The organism is Pseudomonas mediterranea CFBP 5447, assembly GCF_000774145.1.
Taxonomy (GTDB): domain Bacteria; phylum Pseudomonadota; class Gammaproteobacteria; order Pseudomonadales; family Pseudomonadaceae; genus Aquipseudomonas; species Aquipseudomonas mediterranea.
In genome coordinates this window covers 177,183-195,761 of the sequence record NZ_KN322986.1, presented here as the reverse complement: position 1 = coordinate 195,761, position 18,579 = coordinate 177,183, and the positions used below count along the sequence as shown (strand labels likewise).

Below are 18,579 nucleotides of genomic sequence, written 5' to 3'. Positions count from 1 at the left end.
TTTCCTACAAGTTACCGATGGTGAGTGTCGCCAGCCGGTCGCTGAAAATGGCGAACCTGGATCTGGAAACCATTACGTAAGCCTACATAGAGGCTTTCCCCGGGCACGAGGCCCGCAGCGGTGGCCCAACGGGCCAGGTCGTCCTGTTCAAACCCCAACCAGAGATCACCGCAGGCCTCCCTGGCCCAACTCTGGTTGTGGCTGCATAACTCTGTCACCAACAGGCTACCGCCTGGTTGCAGCAGGTCGGCCATGTGCCTGAGCGCATCGGCCGGTGCGGCAAAATGGTGCAGTACCATGTTCAATACAACGCAATCGGCCCGCAGGTTCACACCCTCCAAGGCATCGGCCAATTGCAGGCTGACATGAGTCAGCTGTTCGCGTTCGCATACCTGGCGCGCCAGTTCGAGCATGGCCGGGCTGTTGTCCAGTGCCGTTACCTGGCTGAAGCGCCGCGCCAGTTCCGGCAGGAAAGCGCCGTCGCCGGGGCCGACTTCAATGGCGGTGGCGGCAGGCTCGAAGCTCAGCTTGTCGAGCAGTGCCACGACGCTCTCACGGTATTGCGGCAGTCCCGCGATCAGGTCCTGCTGGGCCCGGAATTTTTCCGCTACCCGTGCGAAAAAGTCCTGGCTGGCGGCGGCCCGCTGCCCATGCACCTGGGCGATGCGGGCCTGCACGTCCGCCGGCAGGTGCAACTCGTCCACTTCGTCCAGCAATGCCGCATGCAGCTTGCCGCCCAACAGCTCGGTGTGGGGCAGGGCGCGGCGATAGAAAATGGCGTTGCCTTCGCGGCGGGTTGCCACCAGGTCGGCCTGGGCCAGGACCTTGAGGTGATGGCTCATGCCGGACTGGCCGATGCCGAAAATCTGCGCCAGCTCCAATACGCCGAACGAATCGTTGGCCAGGGCGCGCAATACATTGAGCCGCAACGGATCGCCGCCGGCCTTGCAAAGGGCCGCCAGCTCATCGCTGTCTTCATGGCGAATGGACGGCACGCGTAAGTTCATAGGGCGGCAGTCTAGTGATGGGTCCGGTTCCTCGCAAGGTCAATATCAAAAAGTTTTGATATTGCTCGATAAATGGCACTTCCGGAAACGGGCTTTACTCTACAAACCATCAGCGGAAAGGTTTCACCTGGCGAAAGCGACTTTATCCACCGGAAAAACCGCTCTGGATGACTATCTGTCATTGCCCCGGGCGGGTGGGTGAGGGAAAATGCACGCCTTTTTTCAGTTTCGTTATTCAAACCCAGGAGATCAGCGATGCCCAGCCGTCGTGAGCGTGCCAATGCCATTCGTGCCCTCAGCATGGATGCCGTGCAGAAAGCCAACAGCGGCCACCCAGGTGCCCCGATGGGCATGGCGGATATCGCCGAGGTGCTGTGGCGCGACTACCTCAAGCACAGCCCGAGCAATCCATCGTTCGCTGACCGTGACCGCTTCGTGCTGTCCAACGGCCACGGCTCGATGTTGATCTACTCGCTGCTGCATCTGACCGGCTACGACCTGTCGATCGATGACCTGAAGAACTTCCGCCAATTGCACAGCCGCACCCCGGGCCACCCCGAATACGGCTACACCCCGGGCGTGGAGACCACCACCGGCCCACTGGGCCAGGGCCTGGCCAATGCCGTGGGCTTTGCCCTGGCGGAAAAAGTCCTGGCAGCACAGTTCAACCGTCCAGGGCATAACGTTGTCGATCACCACACCTACGTGTTCCTCGGTGATGGCTGCATGATGGAAGGCATTTCCCATGAAGTCGCCTCCCTGGCCGGTACCTTGGGCCTGGACAAGCTGATCGCGTTCTACGACGACAACGGCATTTCCATCGACGGTGAAGTCGAAGGCTGGTTCACCGATGACACGCCGAAGCGTTTCGAAGCCTACAACTGGCTGGTGATCCGCAATGTTGACGGCCACGATCCGGAAGAGATCAAGACCGCCATCGAGACGGCCCGCAAGAGCGCCCAGCCGACCCTGATCTGCTGCAAGACCACCATCGGTTTCGGCTCGCCGAACAAGCAGGGCAAGGAAGACTGCCACGGCGCCCCCCTGGGTGCCGAGGAAATCGCCTTGACCCGCGCTGCATTGAAGTGGGAACACGGTCCGTTCGAAATCCCGGCGGACATCTACGCCGAATGGGACGCCAAGGAAAAAGGCCGTGCCCTCGAAGCCGACTGGGATCAGCGTTTCGCTGCCTATTCCGCCGAATTCCCTGCGCTGGCCAACGAACTGGTGCGTCGCCTCAGCGGTGAGCTGCCTGCCGACTTCGCCGAAAAAGCCTCGGCCTACATCGCCGAAGTCGCGGCCAAGGGCGAAACCATTGCCAGCCGCAAGGCCAGCCAGAACACCCTGAACGCTTTCGGTCCATTGCTGCCGGAACTGCTGGGCGGTTCGGCCGACCTGGCCGGCTCCAACCTGACCCTGTGGAAAGGCTGCAAGGGCGTCAGCGCCGAAGATGCCAGCGGCAACTACATGTACTACGGCGTTCGTGAGTTCGGCATGAGCGCGATCATGAACGGCGTCGCGCTGCACGGCGGCCTGGTGCCTTACGGCGCTACCTTCCTGATGTTCATGGAATACGCCCGCAATGCCGTACGCATGTCGGCCTTGATGAAGAAGCGCGTGCTCTACGTCTTCACCCACGACTCCATCGGCCTGGGCGAAGACGGCCCGACTCACCAGCCGATCGAGCAATTGGCGAGCCTGCGCTGCACCCCGAACCTGGACACCTGGCGTCCATGCGACGCCGTGGAATCGGCGGTGGCCTGGAAGTACGCGATCGAGCGCAACGACGGCCCGTCGGCGCTGATCTTCTCCCGCCAGAACCTGCAGCATCAGGCTCGCGAAGTCGGCCAGATCGACGAGATCGCCCGTGGCGGCTATGTGCTCAAGGATTGCATCGGCGAGCCTGAGCTGATCCTGATCGCCACCGGTTCCGAAGTCGGCCTGGCGGTCCAGGCCTACGACAAACTGACCGAGCAGGGCCGCAACGTGCGCGTAGTGTCCATGCCTTGCACCAGCGTGTTCGATGCCCAGGACGCCGGCTACAAGCAATCGGTATTGCCGCTGCAGGTCAGCGCCCGGATCGCCATCGAGGCTGCTCATGCCGACTACTGGTACAAGTACGTGGGTCTGGAAGGCCGCGTGATCGGCATGACCACCTACGGCGAATCGGCGCCTGCCCCGGCGTTGTTCGAGGAATTCGGTTTCACCCTGGAAAACATCCTGGGTCAGGCTGAAGAATTGCTGGAAGACTGATCTGCAAATAGGTTGCCTGTTCTGACGCCATCGCGAGCCAGTTCGCTCCCACAAGGATCTCCACCGATCGCCATCAACCCCCCTGGGGGAGGGAGCCTGCTCGCGATAGCGGTGGTTCAGGCAACCCTGTCTTAATGGATTCACCTGGTCAGAGAGCCCTCATGCCCCAACCGCGTCCCTACAAAGTTGCACTCAACGGCTACGGCCGGATTGGTCGTTGCGTCTTGCGTGCGTTGTTCGAGCGAGGGGCAGAGGCGGGTTTCGAAATCGTGGCCATCAACGATCTGGCCGATATGGCCAGCATCGAATACCTGACACGCTTCGACTCCACCCATGGCCGGTTTCCCGGCGAAGTACGGGTCGAGGACGATTGTCTGCACATTAATGGCAACTGCGTGAAAGTCCTGCGCAGTGCCACTCCCGAAGGCATCGATTGGGCGTCCCTCGGCGTCGATCTGGTGCTCGAGTGTTCCGGCGCCTATCACACCCGCGAAGACGGTGAGCGTTTCCTCGCTGCCGGTGCTCCACGGGTGCTGTTTTCCCAGCCGATGGCCAGTGAAGCGGATGTAGATGCCACCATCGTCTACGGCGTCAACCAGGATTGCCTGACCGGCCGCGAGTTGCTGGTCTCCAACGCCTCCTGCACCACCAATTGTGGCGTGCCGCTGTTGCGCTTGCTGGATCAGGCCATTGGCCTGGAATACGTGTCGATCACCACTATCCATTCGGCGATGAACGATCAGCCGGTGATCGACGCCTATCATCACGAAGACTTGCGCCGCACCCGCTCGGCGTTCCAGTCGGTGATTCCGGTGTCCACTGGTCTGGCGCGAGGCATTGAACGGCTGCTGCCGGAACTTGCGGGGAGAATTCAGGCCAAAGCCGTGCGAGTGCCGACGGTCAACGTGTCCTGCCTCGATATGACGATGCAGACCGTGAGCGATACCGACGCCACCGAGGTCAATCGGATCCTGCGCGAAGCCGCTACCAGCGGCCCGCTCAAAGGCCTGCTGGCCTATACCGAGTTGCCTCATGCCAGTTGTGATTTTAACCATGACCCCCATTCGGCCATCGTCGATGCCAGCCAGACCCGTGTATCCGGCCCGAGGCTGGTGAATATCCTGGCCTGGTTCGACAACGAATGGGGGTTTGCCAACCGAATGCTGGATGTTGCCGAGCATTACCTGCAAACCGCTTCCAAAAAACCTGCTCTCTAAACAGTTACCCAGGAATTGCGACCCATGACCGTGTTGAAGATGTCCGACCTCGATCTGCAAGGTAAGCGCGTACTGATCCGCGAAGACCTCAACGTCCCTGTCAAGGACGGTGTTGTCACCAGCGACGCGCGTATCCTGGCCTCGCTGCCGACCATCAAGCTGGCCCTGGAAAAAGGTGCGGCCGTGATGGTCTGCTCCCACCTGGGCCGCCCGACCGAAGGCGAGTTCTCGGCCGAAAACAGCCTCAAGCCCGTGGCCGACTACCTGAGCCGTGCCCTAGGGCGCGAAGTGCCGCTGGTGGCTGATTACCTGGGCGGCGTCGACGTGAAGGCCGGCGATGTCGTGCTGTTCGAAAACGTGCGCTTCAACAAGGGCGAGAAAAAGAACGCCGACGAGTTGGCCCAGCAATACGCCGCCTTGTGCGACGTGTTCGTGATGGACGCTTTCGGCACCGCCCACCGTGCCGAGGGTTCGACCCACGGTGTGGCGAAGTTCGCCAAGGTCGCCGCGGCCGGCCCGCTGCTGGCTGCTGAGCTGGATGCATTGGGCAAGGCCCTGGGCGCACCGGCCAAGCCGATGGCGGCCATCGTCGCCGGCTCCAAGGTGTCGACGAAACTCGACGTGCTGAACAGCCTGAGCCAGATCTGCGACCAGCTGATCGTCGGCGGCGGCATTGCCAATACCTTCCTCGCCGCAGCCGGTCACCCGGTCGGCAAGTCCCTTTACGAACCGGATCTGCTGGACACCGCCCGCGAAATCGCCGCCAAGGTCAGCGTGCCGTTGCCGGTGGACGTGGTGGTCGCCAAGGAATTCGCCGAGAGTGCCGCTGCGACCGTCAAGGCCATCGCTGACGTGGCCGCCGATGACATGATCCTGGACATCGGTCCGCAGACAGCGGCCAACTTTGCCGAATTGTTGAAATCTTCCAGGACTATCCTGTGGAACGGCCCGGTCGGTGTGTTCGAGTTCGACCAGTTCGGCAACGGCACCAAGGTCCTGGCCCAGGCCATCGCCGACAGCGCTGCGTTTTCCATCGCCGGTGGTGGCGACACCCTGGCGGCCATCGACAAATATGGCGTGGCCGAACAGATCTCCTACATCTCCACCGGCGGCGGTGCGTTCCTCGAGTTCGTCGAGGGCAAGGTGCTGCCAGCGGTAGAAGTCCTGGAAAGCCGGGCCAAGGCCTGAGGCTGCATTGACCAGGCAAGGGAGTGTTTTTATGGTCAAGACGTGGACGCTTTTGTTGCTGACCGGGGCCCTGGCCGCTTGCGGGAGTCACCCGCCAGCGACGCCGGAACCGGCCACCGGCGATCCGGAGCCAGGCTGCTACCAGGCGGACTGGCAGGCGGAAACCAACCCGGTGCTGAACAAGCGCTCCGGGCCGGACGGTCTGGACAAATACGAAACGCAAACCCCGACCAAGGAACATGGTTGTCCTTGACGGGTCTGACCCTTTAACTCATGGCTGGCGGCATGCGCCGCCGGTCGAGGAACACGGATGAAAGGCTTGATCGCCGTTGTGGCATTGGCATCGCTGGCCGGTTGTGCGCAGTTGGGTTTTTCGAACGCATCCGAACCTGTGGCGGGGTGGACGACCTGGACCTGTGACAGCGAGGCCAAGGTGCTCTGGCGCTATACCGACGCCACCCGCAAGGCCGTCGATGTACGCCTCGGCGGGGCCGAGCAGGTTTACCGCCTGAAGCAGGAGCCGGGCGCGTCGGGCGCGCTGTACAGCGATGACATGCTGGCGTTTCACATCAACGGTGACGAAGGCCTGGCCTACTGGGTTGCCACCAATGATTTGATTGGCCGGGGTTGCAAGGCGCAGTAATTGAAGCCCATGGACCCATGTGGGAGCGAGCCTGCTCGCGATAGCGATATATTATCCAATCGGATGTCGACTGATCTACCGCTATCGCGAGCAGGCTCGCTCCCACAGGGTTCTGTGAACACTGAAGATACAGGTAACACCGAATTCGCGGCCGAGGCTAACCCCTTGCCCGCAATGACTTGAATAGCCGCCGCCGCTACGGCAGGCTGGCACGATTAACGACCCTCGACCGGGAGAGACACACAATGGCACTTATCAGCATGCGTCAGATGCTGGACCACGCAGCCGAGTTCGGCTATGGCGTCCCAGCCTTTAACGTCAACAACCTTGAGCAGATGCGCGCCATCATGGAAGCCGCTGACAAGACCGACTCTCCGGTAATCGTCCAGGCTTCGGCTGGCGCCCGCAAATACGCCGGTGCGCCATTCCTGCGTCACCTGATCCTGGCGGCAATCGAAGAGTTCCCGCACATCCCGGTGTGCATGCACCAGGACCACGGCACCAGCCCTGACGTCTGCCAGCGCTCCATCCAACTGGGCTTCAGCTCGGTGATGATGGACGGTTCCCTGGGCGAAGACGGCAAGACCCCGACCGACTACGAGTACAACGTACGCGTCACCCAACAAACCGTCGCCATGGCCCACGCCTGCGGTGTTTCGGTGGAAGGTGAGCTGGGTTGCCTGGGCTCGCTGGAAACCGGCATGGCCGGTGAGGAAGATGGTATCGGCGCCGAAGGCGTGCTGGATCACAGCCAGATGCTGACCGATCCGGAAGAAGCCGCCGACTTCGTCAAGAAAACCCAGGTCGACGCCCTGGCCATCGCCATCGGCACCAGCCACGGCGCCTACAAATTCACCAAGCCGCCCACCGGTGACGTGTTGGCGATCGACCGCATCAAGGAAATCCACAAGCGCATTCCCAACACCCACCTGGTGATGCACGGCTCGTCGTCGGTGCCGCAGGAATGGCTGGCGATCATCAACCAGTACGGTGGCGACATCAAGGAAACCTACGGCGTGCCGGTCGAGGAAATCGTCGAAGGTATCAAGCACGGCGTGCGCAAGGTCAACATCGACACCGACCTGCGCCTGGCGTCTACCGGCGCCATGCGCCGCTTGATGGCGACCAACCCGAGCGAGTTCGATCCGCGCAAGTTCCTTGGCGCGACCGTGACGGCGATGCGTGATGTGTGTATTGCGCGTTATGAAGCGTTCGGTACTGCCGGCCAGGCCTCGAAGATCAAGCCAATCTCCCTGGAAGCGATGTTCCAGCGTTATCTGAAGGGTGAGTTGAACGCCAAGGTCAACTGAGTCTTTTGGTTTGGAAAAAACCCGCATTTGTGCGGGTTTTTTTATGGGCTATGGGAGTAGATTCCTACGAGACTTACAGAAGGCCAGGCGAGCAATTGATTGTGATCGTTCCCGCAGGATGAACGCTTTTCACTCCAAATCAGGCCGGCTATACGGCCGCCCCGTTGGGCAAGGGGACGAATTTATCTTTTAAATAAACTCGTCCCCTTTTATTTTTATCGCCAGTGGGGTCAGGTATTTTTGGGGGGCAGCATTAAAGATAGAATTGGAGATCTCTCGCCCAACCAGATTGCTCTTGACCATTTTCAGTATATGCTCCGATTGAAAGCATTCGGCCAGGGTTAGGGTTATGAATGCCGCTCAAATTCAAGCGTGCCGAAAAGTGGCCGTTAATGTCGCAATATACCTTTGCTAGTACATTGTATGTGTTGGACTCCATTATTGTGACAAATGTGCCAGGTTGCGCTGTTCCGTCGACATAGGGATTTGTCCCGTTATTAGTGCTATCTCTGGCTGGATTTTGAAATACTGGTTCTTGGATAGCCATGTCTTTCTCCCTTTATTTACAGAGGTGTTGAACAATGGTTAAGTCAACGATCATTGTCTTTTGATGAATTTCCGCCGCTGCTACTAGTTACAGTCGATGCTCTTTATATTGCCTTCCCCGTCGACCATAATGCTGAGACGATTGTCCTTTTTTCCTTCTTTAGTCATAAAGATCCCTCCTGGCTGTGTGCTTCTTACGATATCCGCTCCCGCTCGAGCCTTTGCATCCTTCTCAGTAGCGGCGTCGAATCTTTTGCCGATAAGGTCCTTGACGAGTGTTGCATCGCAGGCGGCCTGCGCATGGGCGGCTGCGCCCAACAACAGGGTCGATGCAAGGATCAGTAATTGATTTTTCATAGATAGGCTCCCTTTCTATGGGCCTCCGTTTACAAGCGGGGTGGAGCCAGCCTGAAACTTTGTAATGTTGAAAGCTACTGTCATAGATGACAGTTCTTTATAGGTTTTTTCACTTTTTGACTTATTTAATATTCGATATTAAATAGAGCAGCTTCCGACGTTTTGGAGGGCCAGGCGCCCGCTCGCCAGATTCAACGGGTGCGAGCTTGTTCGGAATAGCGCTGTGTCAGTCACCCTTCATGTTGCTGAACCGGCGCATCGCGAGCAGGCTCGCTCCCACAGGGTTTTTATTTTCCTTCGAGCCCGCGTCGTTCAATTACCCCGAACACGTCGGTGACATCCTGAACCAGAATCCGGGCGACATTGGTGAGGGTATTGAAGTCGCCGGCGGCGGAGTCGCGCAGGGTGGCGCAGGCCATGAGCGTCAGGTAGTCGAGTGTGGCGTGCAGGCGTTCGCTGGCGCAGGCGTGGAGTTCGGGGAGTGAGGCCGTGCTGTCGATGAACAGGACGGGTTCTGTGGTGGCGATTGGGGTTAGTGGGGTGAAGCGGCTGAATGTTTGGTTCGTGGTCATATGATGGAATCCATGGAGAAAATGAATTGCCACCTTTTCGCTGCGAAACAAAAGGGGTGGCAGTTGCGCGTGGGTTCGCAGACCGAGAATGACCAAACCCGGCAGACCCGAAGATCTCCCGCGCACAACCGCCATAAAATGAACGTCGGCAATTTTGCCTGAGTTTTCATTTTGCGGTGCAAAGTCATTTCTCTTTCGGGCTGCGAAACCCTGTCCCTGACCAAAGCCAGCAGACGAGCCGAACTATAGAAGGCGATTTTCGGCGCAACAACCGACCTGTAGGACGCCCGCAACCCCTCTGGCGAGGGAGCTTGCTCCCGCTCGGTGGCGTAGCCGCCGTAAACCTTGAGGCATGGGGTGGGGCTGACGAGAAGAGGGGCCGCTTCGCAGCCCAGCGGGGATAAATCCCCTCGCTACAAGGAGCGGATTCCTACGAGATTTTCAGTAGGGCAGGCGCGCAGCATTTCGCTGCGGCGCCTGAGGCGATATCAGGTGTTGTGATCGATATCCAATTTGCTGAACGTCACTTTCCCGCCTTCGCTGGTATAGCCCGTGTTGTCCTGCACGTACACGCCAGCCTTGAAGTACAGCGGCTTGACCCGCCACGTGGAGCTGATGGTGGTGTACCAGCTACGACCTGCCGCGGTGATACCCAGGTCGCCGGTACGATCCAGGTGGATCCGGTAAGAGAACGCCTGAGAAAGTTTCACCCCGCTGGCGACTGTGACGACCCGGCCCTTGCTGTCATCGGGGCGCATGCGGACTTTGGCGACGATATCGCCGGTGTCGCTGGCGTCCTTGTACTGGTATTCCAGTTTCACCATGGGTTTGCTGCTGTCCTTGGCATGAATCTGACCGATCACGATCTTGCCGCTGCTGGGTACCTGATTGACGACCAGGGTCGCGCTCAATTTATTGTCGGCATCGGGATACAGCCAGTTGCGCAAGGTGCCGTCTCTGTAGGTTTCGCGCAATTCGCTGCGCGGGTAGATCGCGTTTTCAGTCTTGGTACCGGTGACGGGTGACCAGAAATACACGGTGCTGCCTTCGGAATTGAAATATTTATCCCGGAACCCATCCACCAGCCGAGGGGTTTCGATGGTCTTCGGCGGACTGCCTTCGGGGATGCTCAGGTTCCAGGTTGCAAGATCGACCATGTTCGGATCCTTTCCGAGAAGAAGAAATGATTTACGCCACAGCCGGAGGCTCTAAGACGCGCTTTTGCTGAGGCCAGGAGAGGGTGCGCACGAGTAATTGGTACGCTCGTACGGCGGGGGGTTGGCGTCAACAGTCCGTCAGAGTTGCATTTGCCGCTTTTGTGCCCGAGACAACTGACCGTTGGTCGGCCAGGCTGATTTTTCTCGGAACAATTGGCACATGGCCATTTGGCGCTTCGTTGCGTACGGACAAAAAAAGGCATCCGGAAACGGATGCCTTTTTAAGGATGGAGCAATCGTCAAAGAGCGGTGTGTTTGATTTCCAGCAGACTGAACGACACTTTTCCACCTTCGGTGGGGTAACCGGTGTTGTCCTGCACATACACACCCGCCTTGAAGTACAGGGGCTTGTCCTTCCAGCTCGGGTCGATGGTCGTTCTCCAGTTGTATCCCGCCGCGGTAATGCCCAGGGCACCCTTGGGGCTGAGGTGGATCATGTAGGAGAAACTACGATCGAGCTTCACACCCGTGGCGACGGTGATGACTTGACCGGTTTCGTCATCGGGGCGCATCCGTACCTTGGCGACGATGTTGCCGGAGGCGCTATAGGCTTTGTACTGGTATTCCAGTTTCACCATGGGGCTGGTGCTGTTCTTAGTGTGGATCTGGCCAATCACGACCTTGCCGCTGCTGGGGACCTGGTTGACGGTGACCGTGGCCCGCAGGGTGTTGTCCGCCGCCGAGTACAGCCAGTTTCGCAGGGTGCCGTCGCTATAGGTTTCGCGCAGTTCGCTACGTGGGTAGATTGCGTTTTCGGTCCTGGTGCCGGTCACCGGTGCCCAGAAAAACACGGTGCCGGTTTCGGCGTTGAAGTACTGATCCTTGAACCCTTGCGCCAGGCGAGGGGTTTCGATGGTCATCGCCGGGCTGCCTTCGGGGATGCTCAAGTTCCAAGTGTTAAGGTCGATCATGTTCAGTTCCTGCAGTGAAATGTGGGCGCAACAACGCGAGGCTCTAGCCCGCGAGTTGGGGCGTCCTGATAGCACCGGTGTGAGCTTGTTGTCGTTCTTGCGGCGAATGATTGACGTCAAGTGATCGTCACTGTGGTCTATTGCAGTTTCTGTGCCCGAGATGGGTGACCGTTAGTCGGCTATTTTGGGCATTGTCGGGATGATGGCGTGATGACACCTACTGCTTTTCAAAATCACGGTCTAGAGTGAGAACACAGTATTTGTCTGTTTTGCGACGTAAAACGGACGTGGCGCCCCGATAAGAGAAGCAGCATGGAATGCGCGCAACCTACGCTTGGTGAAGACAACTCCGTCCTTTTGATTGTTGATGATTACCCTGAAAACCTGCTCAGCATGCGGGCGTTGTTGCAGCGTCAGGATTGGCAGGTCATGACCGCTGCCTCGGGTGTCGAGGCGCTTAACCTGCTGCTCGAACATGACATCGACCTGGTTCTGCTCGATGTGCAGATGCCGGACATGGACGGTTTCGAAGTGGCGCGCCTGATGCGCGGCAGCCAGCGCACGCGGCTCACGCCGATCATTTTCCTGACCGCCAATGAGCAATCCCAGGACGCGGTGATCAAGGGCTATGCCAGTGGGGCGGTGGACTATCTGTTCAAACCCTTCGATCCGCAGATCCTCAAGCCCAAGGTCCAGGCGTTGCTGGAGCACCAGCGCAATCGCCGTGCCTTGCAGCGCCTGAGCCAGGACCTGGAAGCGGCCAGGGCGTTCAACGCCTCGGTGCTGGATAACGCTGCCGAAGGGATTCTCGTGGTGGACGAGGCCGGTTGCATCCGCTTCGCCAACCCATCGACTTGCCGTCTGCTCAATGCAAAGGCGGAGCAGCTGCAGGGGACGCCGTTCCTGGATTACCTGCAGAAACCTCATATTCCACAATGGGTCAACTCCGATATTCATGTCGCCTATTGCCGTGGCCAGACCTGGCGCCTGCATGATGCGGTCCTGCGTACCGCCCCCGGCCAACAGGTGTCGGTGGCCTTGTCCTGCGCTCCGCTGCCTTCGGAACAGAAGGCCATGGTGGTGACGCTCCAGGACATGTCGGTGGTCCGGCACTTGCACCAGCAACTCGAGTTCCAGGCTGTCACGGACCCGCTGACGGGTTTGCTCAACCGCAGGGGGTTTTATCAGACCGCCGAAAACCTGTTGATGCGTAGCGAGCGCCTGGAAAGCAACTGGGTGCTGCTGTACCTGGATCTCGACGGCTTCAAGCGCGTCAACGACTCGTTGGGTCACGATGCCGGTGACCGGGTGTTGCGCTGGGTCTCGGAGCAGTTGAAAGCCTGCCTGCGCCCCTTCGACATCCTGGCGCGATTGGGCGGTGACGAGTTCACGGCCCTGCTGGATCTGGAGCACCCGGAGCAGGCGGCCAAGATCGCGGAAAAACTCATCGAGCGGGTCGCGATCTGCCAGCAGATTGAAGGCATGGATGTGGCGTTGGGCGCCAGTATCGGCATTGCCACGTACCCGGATTGCGGCGCCAATCTTGATGGTTTGCTGCGAGCATCCGACATCGCCATGTACGAAGCCAAGCGCGCCGGCCGCCAGCAATACCGTTTCTACGACCACGAAATGAACGGTCGAGCCCGTTCACGGCTGATGCTTGAGGAAAGTGTGCGCTCGGCCATCGAGAACCGCGATTTCAATATGGTCTACCAGCCCCAGGTGAACATTCACGATGGGCAAATTCGCGGCTTCGAAGCGTTATTGCGCTGGCAGCACCCGAGCGTCGGCGATGTGCCGCCGGGCCTGTTCCTGCCTTTGTTGGAGGAAGCGCGGCTGATCAGCCGGCTGGGCAGCTGGATTTATCATCGCAGCGCGGCCCAGCGCAAAGTCTGGGAGCGGAATTTCGCCGATGACCTGGTGCTGGGCGTGAGCCTGAGCAGCACCCAGTTCGGCATGCCGAACCTTGTGACCGAGTTGCGCCAGGTCCTGGAGCGGCATGCCTTGAAGCCCCGACAGCTGGAGGTCGAGGTGACCGAAGACGCGCTGATGCGTAATCCCGACGAAACCCAGAAGCAGTTGCGGCTGTTGCGCCACCTCGGGGTGCGGGTGGCGCTGGATGACTTCGGCTCGGGACCGTGCTCCCTGACCCATTTGCGCGACCTTGAACTCGATACTCTCAAGCTCGACCGGCACCTGATCGCCCGATTGCCGGATTCGCCGCGGGATGCTGCCCTGGCGGCCTCGGTGATCGATCTATGCACGCAATTGGGCTTGCGGGTGATCGCCGAAGGCGTGGAAACCCTGGAGCAATATCGATGGCTCAAGGACCATGGTTGTGAGTATGTGCAGGGATTCCTGGTGGCGCGACCCTTGATGGCCGCAGACACCGATGCGTTTGCCAAACCCTTTGACTGGGGCGCGCTAACCGCCTGAGTTCGTTACACTGGCGGCCTTTTCCCACAGTATTTCTGCCCGATGATCGCGCTCAAGTATCTCCAGGCCTACCCCGCCGCACTACAAGCCCAGGTGCAGCAGCTGATTGTCCAGGCCCGCCTGGGTGATTACCTGCACCAGCGCTATCCGGGCCGACATCCGATCCAGAGCGACAAGGCCCTGTACACGTATGCGCTAGAGCTCAAGCAACAGTATCTGCGTAATGCGCCGGCCATCGACAAGGTGTTGTTCGACAACCGCCTCGACCTGACCCATCGCGCCCTCGGTCTGCATACCGCGGTTTCGCGGGTGCAGGGTGGCAAGCTCAAGGCGAAGAAGGAAATCCGCATCGCGTCGCTGTTCAAGGACGCAGCGCCCGAATTCCTGAACATGATCGTGGTGCATGAACTGGCCCACTTCAAGGAATCGGACCACAACAAGGCGTTCTACCAACTCTGCGAGCACATGTTGCCGGGGTATCACCAGCTGGAATTCGACCTGCGGGTGTACCTGACCTGGCGCGATCTGCAACAACCGAAGGAATGACCGGATGGATGTCAGCAAGACCAAGAGCAGCTTCTATCGCCGCTTGTATGTTGCATATCTGATCGACAGCGGCGTGGCCAGCAATGTCCCGGCACTCGTCGACGCGACCGGCATGCCGCGACGCACCGCCCAGGACACCGTCGCGGCGCTGGCGGACCTGGATATCGTGTGCGAGTTCGAGCAGCAGGAAGGTGCTCGCAACCATGCCGGGTGTTATCGGATCCGCAATTGGGGAGCGATAGATCGAGGCTGGATCGAGGCCAATCTGCAGCGGATCAAGGCGGTGCTCGAATACCCCTGATAGGGATAGTGGCTGTGCTGGCCTCATCGCGAGCAGGCTCGCTCCCACAGGGGTAGGTATGCCAATGTGGGAGCGAGCCTGCTCGCGATGACGACCTCAGGGCCGATGCATGCCTATATGCGGGATCCCATCCTCCAGGTATTCGACCCCCACCACTTCAAACCCATACCGCCCGTAATACCCCTGCAGATGCGCCTGCGCCGACAATGAAATCGACGTTCCGGGCCAGTGCTTCTCGGCGTGCTTGAGCCCGTGCTCCATCAAGGTGTGACCCAACCCCTGGCCCCGGGCTTCTGGAGCGATGATCACCCGGCCGATCACCACGTCGCTGTTCTGCGAGTGGGGATCGAGCAGGCGCAGATAGGCCACGAGGTGGTTATCCCGCCAGGCCATCAGGTGGAAGGTGTCGCCCTCCAGGTCCAGCCCATCGACGTCCGGATAGGCGCAGTTCTGCTCGACGACGAACACGTCGGCGCGCAATTTGAGAATGGCATACAGCTGTTCCTTGCTCAGGTCACTGTGGTGTTTGCAGACCCAATCGATGTCCATGTTCTGAATTTCCTGAAAAACCTGATGCCGATATTAAGTGCGCTGTGTTTGGAGGTCTCTTTCCCGGATGAACGAAATCTGTGAAAAAGACCAAATTGCCATCATTCTTCTTTCGCAGCATTGTCGTCTTTATGTAATCTTCGTCCAAGCGCTGCACAGCGGTTCCAATGAGCTAATGTTAGGTCGGATGTCTCTGTTTATCCCCCCGAATTTCGGCTGAAAACATGAGCTTCGCAACCTTCAAGGATGTATGGCATGCCGCAATTGCATCGAGCTCTTGTTTTGATCGGGTTGCTATTGCTGGGTCACAACGCCTGTGCGCAGAAATTGCGCCTGGTTGCGGATGGCTGGCCGCCTTTTACCGACTCGACGCTGGTCAATGGCGGCCTGGCGACCGATATCGTCAGCACCGCCCTGGCGCGTGCCGGCTATGCCACCGAATTCGAACAGGTACCTTGGGCCCGGGCGATGCTGGGCATCGGCGAGGGGCGTTATGACGTGCTGGTCAACGCCTGGTACAGCGAAGAGCGCACTCATATAGGCCAGTTCTCGGCTGAATACCTGCTCAACCGCGTGCGCTTCCTCAAGCGCAAGGAGACTTCGATCCAGTTCGACAGCCTGCAACAACTCTACGACTATCCCATCGCAGTGGTTCGCGGTTATGCCTATTCCAAGACGTTCGATGAGAACCAGCAACTGCAGAAAGTCCCTGTGCACAACTTTGCGATGGCGGTGCGCATGGTCGCTGCCGACCGCGTGAAGTTGACCCTGGAAGACGAGTATGTCGCTCGTTATTACCTGGCTCGCGAATCGCCCAAGGTGCGCAATTCCGTGGAGTTCCTGCCCAAACCGTTGAGCGAAAACAGCCTGCATATCCTGGTCAGCCTGAAGAACCCGGAGCATGAGCAGATCGTGGCGGGGTTCGATCGGGAAATCGCCGCGATGAAGGCCGATGGGAGTTATGCGCGGATCATGGAAATGCACGGCATGTGAGCGAGTTTTTGCGGCGCTCGTGCCGGCCTCATCGCGAGCAGGCTCGCTCCCACATTGGAATGCATACTCCTGTGGGAGCGAGCCTGCTCGCGATGGGGCCCGATTGACCGCCACAGTTTTCAGGCCTCGCTTGTATCCTTGATCAGATGCGCCGCCAGGGTGCGCAACGGTCCAAGCTGACGGCAGATCAACGCCAACTGAGTCTGCACCAGCCGTTGGCCTTCATCGATTTCATCAGGCATCTGCTCGAGCTCGTTGGCCAGGGCTTCTTCCTCGTCACTCTGGATCATGATCGACGTTTTGGTTGCCAGGCCCTGGGCGATTTCGTCGATGCTGGAGGCCAGCTTCGTCCCCGCGCCGTCTATCAACTGCTCGCGAACATCCGTTGGCAGTTCGGTTCCCCGGTGGGCCCCCAGGCCCGACAGGTAGCTGAGCAAGGTATGGGACAGCACCAGGAAGCGGAACCCGACGTCGGCTTCCTTACGGAAATGCCCCGGCTCCATCAGCATGTTCGCCAGCGTCGTGGACAACGCAGCGTCGGCGTTGTGGGCGTTGCGTCGGGCCAGGCGATAGGCCAGGTCGTCACTTTTGCCGGCGGCGTATTGCTGCATGATCTGGCGCAGGTAGATGCTGTTGCAGGTCAGCGTGTTGGCCAGGACCTTGTTCAGCCGCCGGCCCTGCCAGTCCGGCAGGAAGAGGAATACCGCCAGACCGGCGATCAGGCTGCCGAGCAGGGTATCGAACAGCCGTGGCAGCAACAGCCCGTAGCCATCGCCGACCTGATTGAAGCAGAACAGCACCATGACCGTGATCGCCGCCGTAGCCAGGGTGTAGCGGGTCGTACGGTTGGTGAAGAACACCACTCCTGCAGCAATGGCGAAGCTCGACTGCACCAGCGGGCTGGGGAACAGGTCGAACAGCGCCCAGGCCACGGTCAGGCCAATGGCGGTGCCGATGATCCGCTGGCCGAGTTTGCGCCGGGTGGCGCCGTAGTTGGGCTGGCAGACGAACAGTGTGGTGAGCACGATCCAGTAACCCTGGGACGGGTGGATCCAGTGCACCATCGCGTAGCCGACGCTTAGCGCCAGGGGCAGGCGCAAGGCATGGCGGAACAACAGCGAGGTCGGTGTGAGCTGTGTGCGCAGGCGTAGCCAGACGTCCTTGAGGTTGCGCGGCGAGCGGTCCAGCAGGCTGCTGTCGGTAGCGTCGGCCAGGGCGTCAGGGTTGCTGGCGTCGCTGAGCAGGCGGTCAAGCGTGCCGAGGTTCGCCGACAAGGCCCGCAACGAACGCAACAGGCCACGCCAGGCCGGATTGCTCTGGATGCGCAGGTGTTCCAGAGACGCGTGCAGGTCATTCAAGGCCTCGGCAAAGCGATCATCGTAGACGAACGGCTGGCGCATCTGGATCGACTCGGCCAGCGCCTGGCAGGCCTTGCCTTGTTGGCGCAGCAGGCGCTGGCAGCGGAACAGTACGTCGCTGTGGAAGAACGCCTCGGCCAGGGCGTTGTAGGGATAGTGGGAGGAGCTGGCGCGCTCGTGGATGTCCTGGGCGAGAAAATACAGTTTCAGGTAACGGCTGACCTTCGAGCCCGGGCGGCCGTTGCCGACGCGGTGCAGGATGATTTCCTTCGCCGCGTTGAGGGCCGCCACCACGCGGCCATTCTGTTGGGCCAGTTCCAGACGTCGGGCTTCGATATCCAGTTGGCGGACCGGTTCGAGCAGCGACGACTTGAGTTTCAGGTAACGGCCCAGCTCGCGGAACAATCGCGCCAGGCTCTGTTGCACCGGCTGGTTGGAAAACAGGACATGCCACAGCACCGAGAGCATGCCGTACCACGCGGCGCCGGCCACCAGCAGCAAGGGTTCGTGCCAGAAATCGGTGACCGCGCCACCGCGCTGGTCCACGCCGATCACGGTGTAGACCGACAGGATCAAGGTGGCCGAGGCAATCGCGCCATAGCGTTCGCCCAGGGCGCCGAGCATGGTCAGGCCGAAACTGGCCAGGGCAAAGGCGACGATGAAGAGGATCGGGTAGGGGAACAGCAGCTCCACCGACAATGCCGCGACGGTGAAGCAGACCAGGGTCACGGCGAGCGCATTGAGACGGCCCTGCCAGTTGTCGTCGGTCTCGGCCAGGGCGCTGGCGATGATGCCCAGGAACAAGGGAATCAACAGGGTCATCTCGTCCAGGTACCAGCACAGCGCCATGCTGCCGGTCAGGGCGATGAACACCCGCACGCTATAACTGAATTTATCCAACGCCCAGAGGCGACGCAAAGACTGACGGAACGAGGTCGATGACATGAAATGCAAGGGCCTGACGGGCAATGACACTAAATTGAGGCAGTAATGACGCCGGCGCAATGGCGGCGATCACATCTGGCAGCAAAAAGTGTTCCGTCATCTGACACGAACCCTGTGGGAGCGAGCCTGCTCGCGATGGCGGTATGTCAGTCAATTCATCAGTGGCTGAACCATCGCTATCGCGAGCAGGCTCGCTCCCACAGAGGACTCTGCCTGCATTCAAGGTGCTG

At 59.8% G+C, this 18,579-nt stretch carries 18 protein-coding genes; 10 read left to right on the top strand and 8 right to left on the bottom strand.

Annotation, left to right across the window (positions count from 1 at the left end; translation table 11 throughout):
- Positions 1-11: 11 nt before the first annotated feature.
- A complete protein-coding gene (locus tag N005_RS17705; RefSeq protein WP_047702400.1) occupies positions 12-1,007 on the bottom strand; it encodes an ArsR/SmtB family transcription factor in 996 nt (331 codons plus the stop codon).
- 255 nt (positions 1,008-1,262) lie between these two features.
- Between N005_RS17705 and tkt the strand changes: the two genes are divergently transcribed.
- The 6 genes from tkt to fba all read left to right on the top strand — a co-directional run bounded on the left by tkt (position 1,263) and on the right by fba (position 7,618).
- Complete coding sequence (gene tkt / locus N005_RS17700) at positions 1,263-3,260, top strand: transketolase (protein ID WP_024778840.1); 1,998 nt, start codon at positions 1,263-1,265, stop codon at positions 3,258-3,260.
- A gap of 161 nt (positions 3,261-3,421) precedes the next feature.
- Positions 3,422-4,477, top strand: coding sequence for an erythrose-4-phosphate dehydrogenase (gene epd, locus N005_RS17695; RefSeq protein WP_047702399.1), 1,056 nt, complete (start codon positions 3,422-3,424; stop codon positions 4,475-4,477).
- Positions 4,478-4,501: 24 nt separating this feature from the next.
- Complete coding sequence (locus N005_RS17690; RefSeq protein WP_047702398.1) at positions 4,502-5,665, top strand: phosphoglycerate kinase; 1,164 nt, start codon at positions 4,502-4,504, stop codon at positions 5,663-5,665.
- Positions 5,666-5,696: 31 nt separating this feature from the next.
- Complete coding sequence (locus N005_RS17685) at positions 5,697-5,918, top strand: hypothetical protein (protein WP_047702397.1); 222 nt, start codon at positions 5,697-5,699, stop codon at positions 5,916-5,918.
- 57 nt (positions 5,919-5,975) lie between these two features.
- Positions 5,976-6,308, top strand: a complete 333-nt coding sequence (locus N005_RS17680) for an MliC family protein (RefSeq protein WP_047702396.1) — start codon at positions 5,976-5,978, stop codon at positions 6,306-6,308.
- 245 nt (positions 6,309-6,553) lie between these two features.
- Positions 6,554-7,618, top strand: coding sequence for a class II fructose-bisphosphate aldolase (fba, locus tag N005_RS17675; protein WP_047702395.1), 1,065 nt, complete (start codon positions 6,554-6,556; stop codon positions 7,616-7,618).
- Between the two features lie 253 nt (positions 7,619-7,871).
- Here the strand turns inward: fba and N005_RS29095 are convergent, their stop codons facing one another.
- The 5 genes from N005_RS29095 to N005_RS17655 all read right to left on the bottom strand — a co-directional run bounded on the left by N005_RS29095 (position 7,872) and on the right by N005_RS17655 (position 11,221).
- Positions 7,872-8,165, bottom strand: a complete 294-nt coding sequence (locus N005_RS29095) for a hypothetical protein (RefSeq protein ID WP_144402697.1) — start codon at positions 8,163-8,165, stop codon at positions 7,872-7,874.
- Positions 8,166-8,248: 83 nt separating this feature from the next.
- Positions 8,249-8,521, bottom strand: a complete 273-nt coding sequence (locus N005_RS17670) for an I78 family peptidase inhibitor (protein ID WP_047702394.1) — start codon at positions 8,519-8,521, stop codon at positions 8,249-8,251.
- A gap of 287 nt (positions 8,522-8,808) precedes the next feature.
- Positions 8,809-9,093: a fructose-bisphosphate aldolase gene (locus N005_RS17665; RefSeq protein ID WP_047702393.1), complete on the bottom strand. Its 285-nt coding sequence runs from the start codon at positions 9,091-9,093 to the stop codon at positions 8,809-8,811.
- A 488-nt stretch (positions 9,094-9,581) separates the two neighbouring features.
- The gene (locus N005_RS17660; protein WP_047702392.1) at positions 9,582-10,250 is read right to left on the bottom strand and encodes a polysaccharide lyase family 7 protein; all 669 of its coding nucleotides are present in this window, start codon (positions 10,248-10,250) and stop codon (positions 9,582-9,584) included.
- 299 nt (positions 10,251-10,549) lie between these two features.
- Entirely contained in the window at positions 10,550-11,221 is a 672-nt protein-coding gene (locus N005_RS17655) for a polysaccharide lyase family 7 protein (RefSeq protein WP_047702391.1), read from the bottom strand.
- A gap of 312 nt (positions 11,222-11,533) precedes the next feature.
- On the opposite strand from N005_RS17655, the gene N005_RS17650 reads away from it, so the two are divergent.
- Genes N005_RS17650 through N005_RS17640 form a run of 3 tightly spaced genes read left to right on the top strand, consistent with a single transcriptional unit; the run spans position 11,534 to position 14,504 of the window.
- A complete protein-coding gene (locus tag N005_RS17650) occupies positions 11,534-13,657 on the top strand; it encodes a putative bifunctional diguanylate cyclase/phosphodiesterase (RefSeq protein WP_047702390.1) in 2,124 nt (707 codons plus the stop codon).
- Positions 13,658-13,699: 42 nt separating this feature from the next.
- Positions 13,700-14,203 (top strand): M48 metallopeptidase family protein, encoded by a 504-nt coding sequence (locus N005_RS17645; protein WP_047702389.1) that lies wholly within the window; start codon positions 13,700-13,702, stop codon positions 14,201-14,203.
- A 4-nt stretch (positions 14,204-14,207) separates the two neighbouring features.
- Positions 14,208-14,504, top strand: coding sequence for a winged helix-turn-helix domain-containing protein (locus N005_RS17640; RefSeq protein ID WP_047702388.1), 297 nt, complete (start codon positions 14,208-14,210; stop codon positions 14,502-14,504).
- A gap of 96 nt (positions 14,505-14,600) precedes the next feature.
- Here N005_RS17640 and N005_RS17635 read toward each other — a convergent pair whose 3' ends face one another.
- Positions 14,601-15,053 carry a GNAT family N-acetyltransferase gene (locus N005_RS17635; RefSeq protein ID WP_047702387.1) on the bottom strand — a complete coding sequence of 151 codons (453 nt, stop codon included), beginning with the start codon at positions 15,051-15,053 and terminating at the stop codon, positions 14,601-14,603.
- Between the two features lie 255 nt (positions 15,054-15,308).
- On the opposite strand from N005_RS17635, the gene N005_RS17630 reads away from it, so the two are divergent.
- Positions 15,309-16,046, top strand: a complete 738-nt coding sequence (locus tag N005_RS17630) for a substrate-binding periplasmic protein (RefSeq protein ID WP_047702386.1) — start codon at positions 15,309-15,311, stop codon at positions 16,044-16,046.
- Positions 16,047-16,165: 119 nt separating this feature from the next.
- On the opposite strand, the gene yccS is transcribed toward N005_RS17630, so the two are convergent.
- The gene (yccS, locus tag N005_RS17625; RefSeq protein ID WP_047702385.1) at positions 16,166-18,349 is read right to left on the bottom strand and encodes a YccS family putative transporter; all 2,184 of its coding nucleotides are present in this window, start codon (positions 18,347-18,349) and stop codon (positions 16,166-16,168) included.
- Between the last annotated feature and the right edge of the window lie 230 nt (positions 18,350-18,579).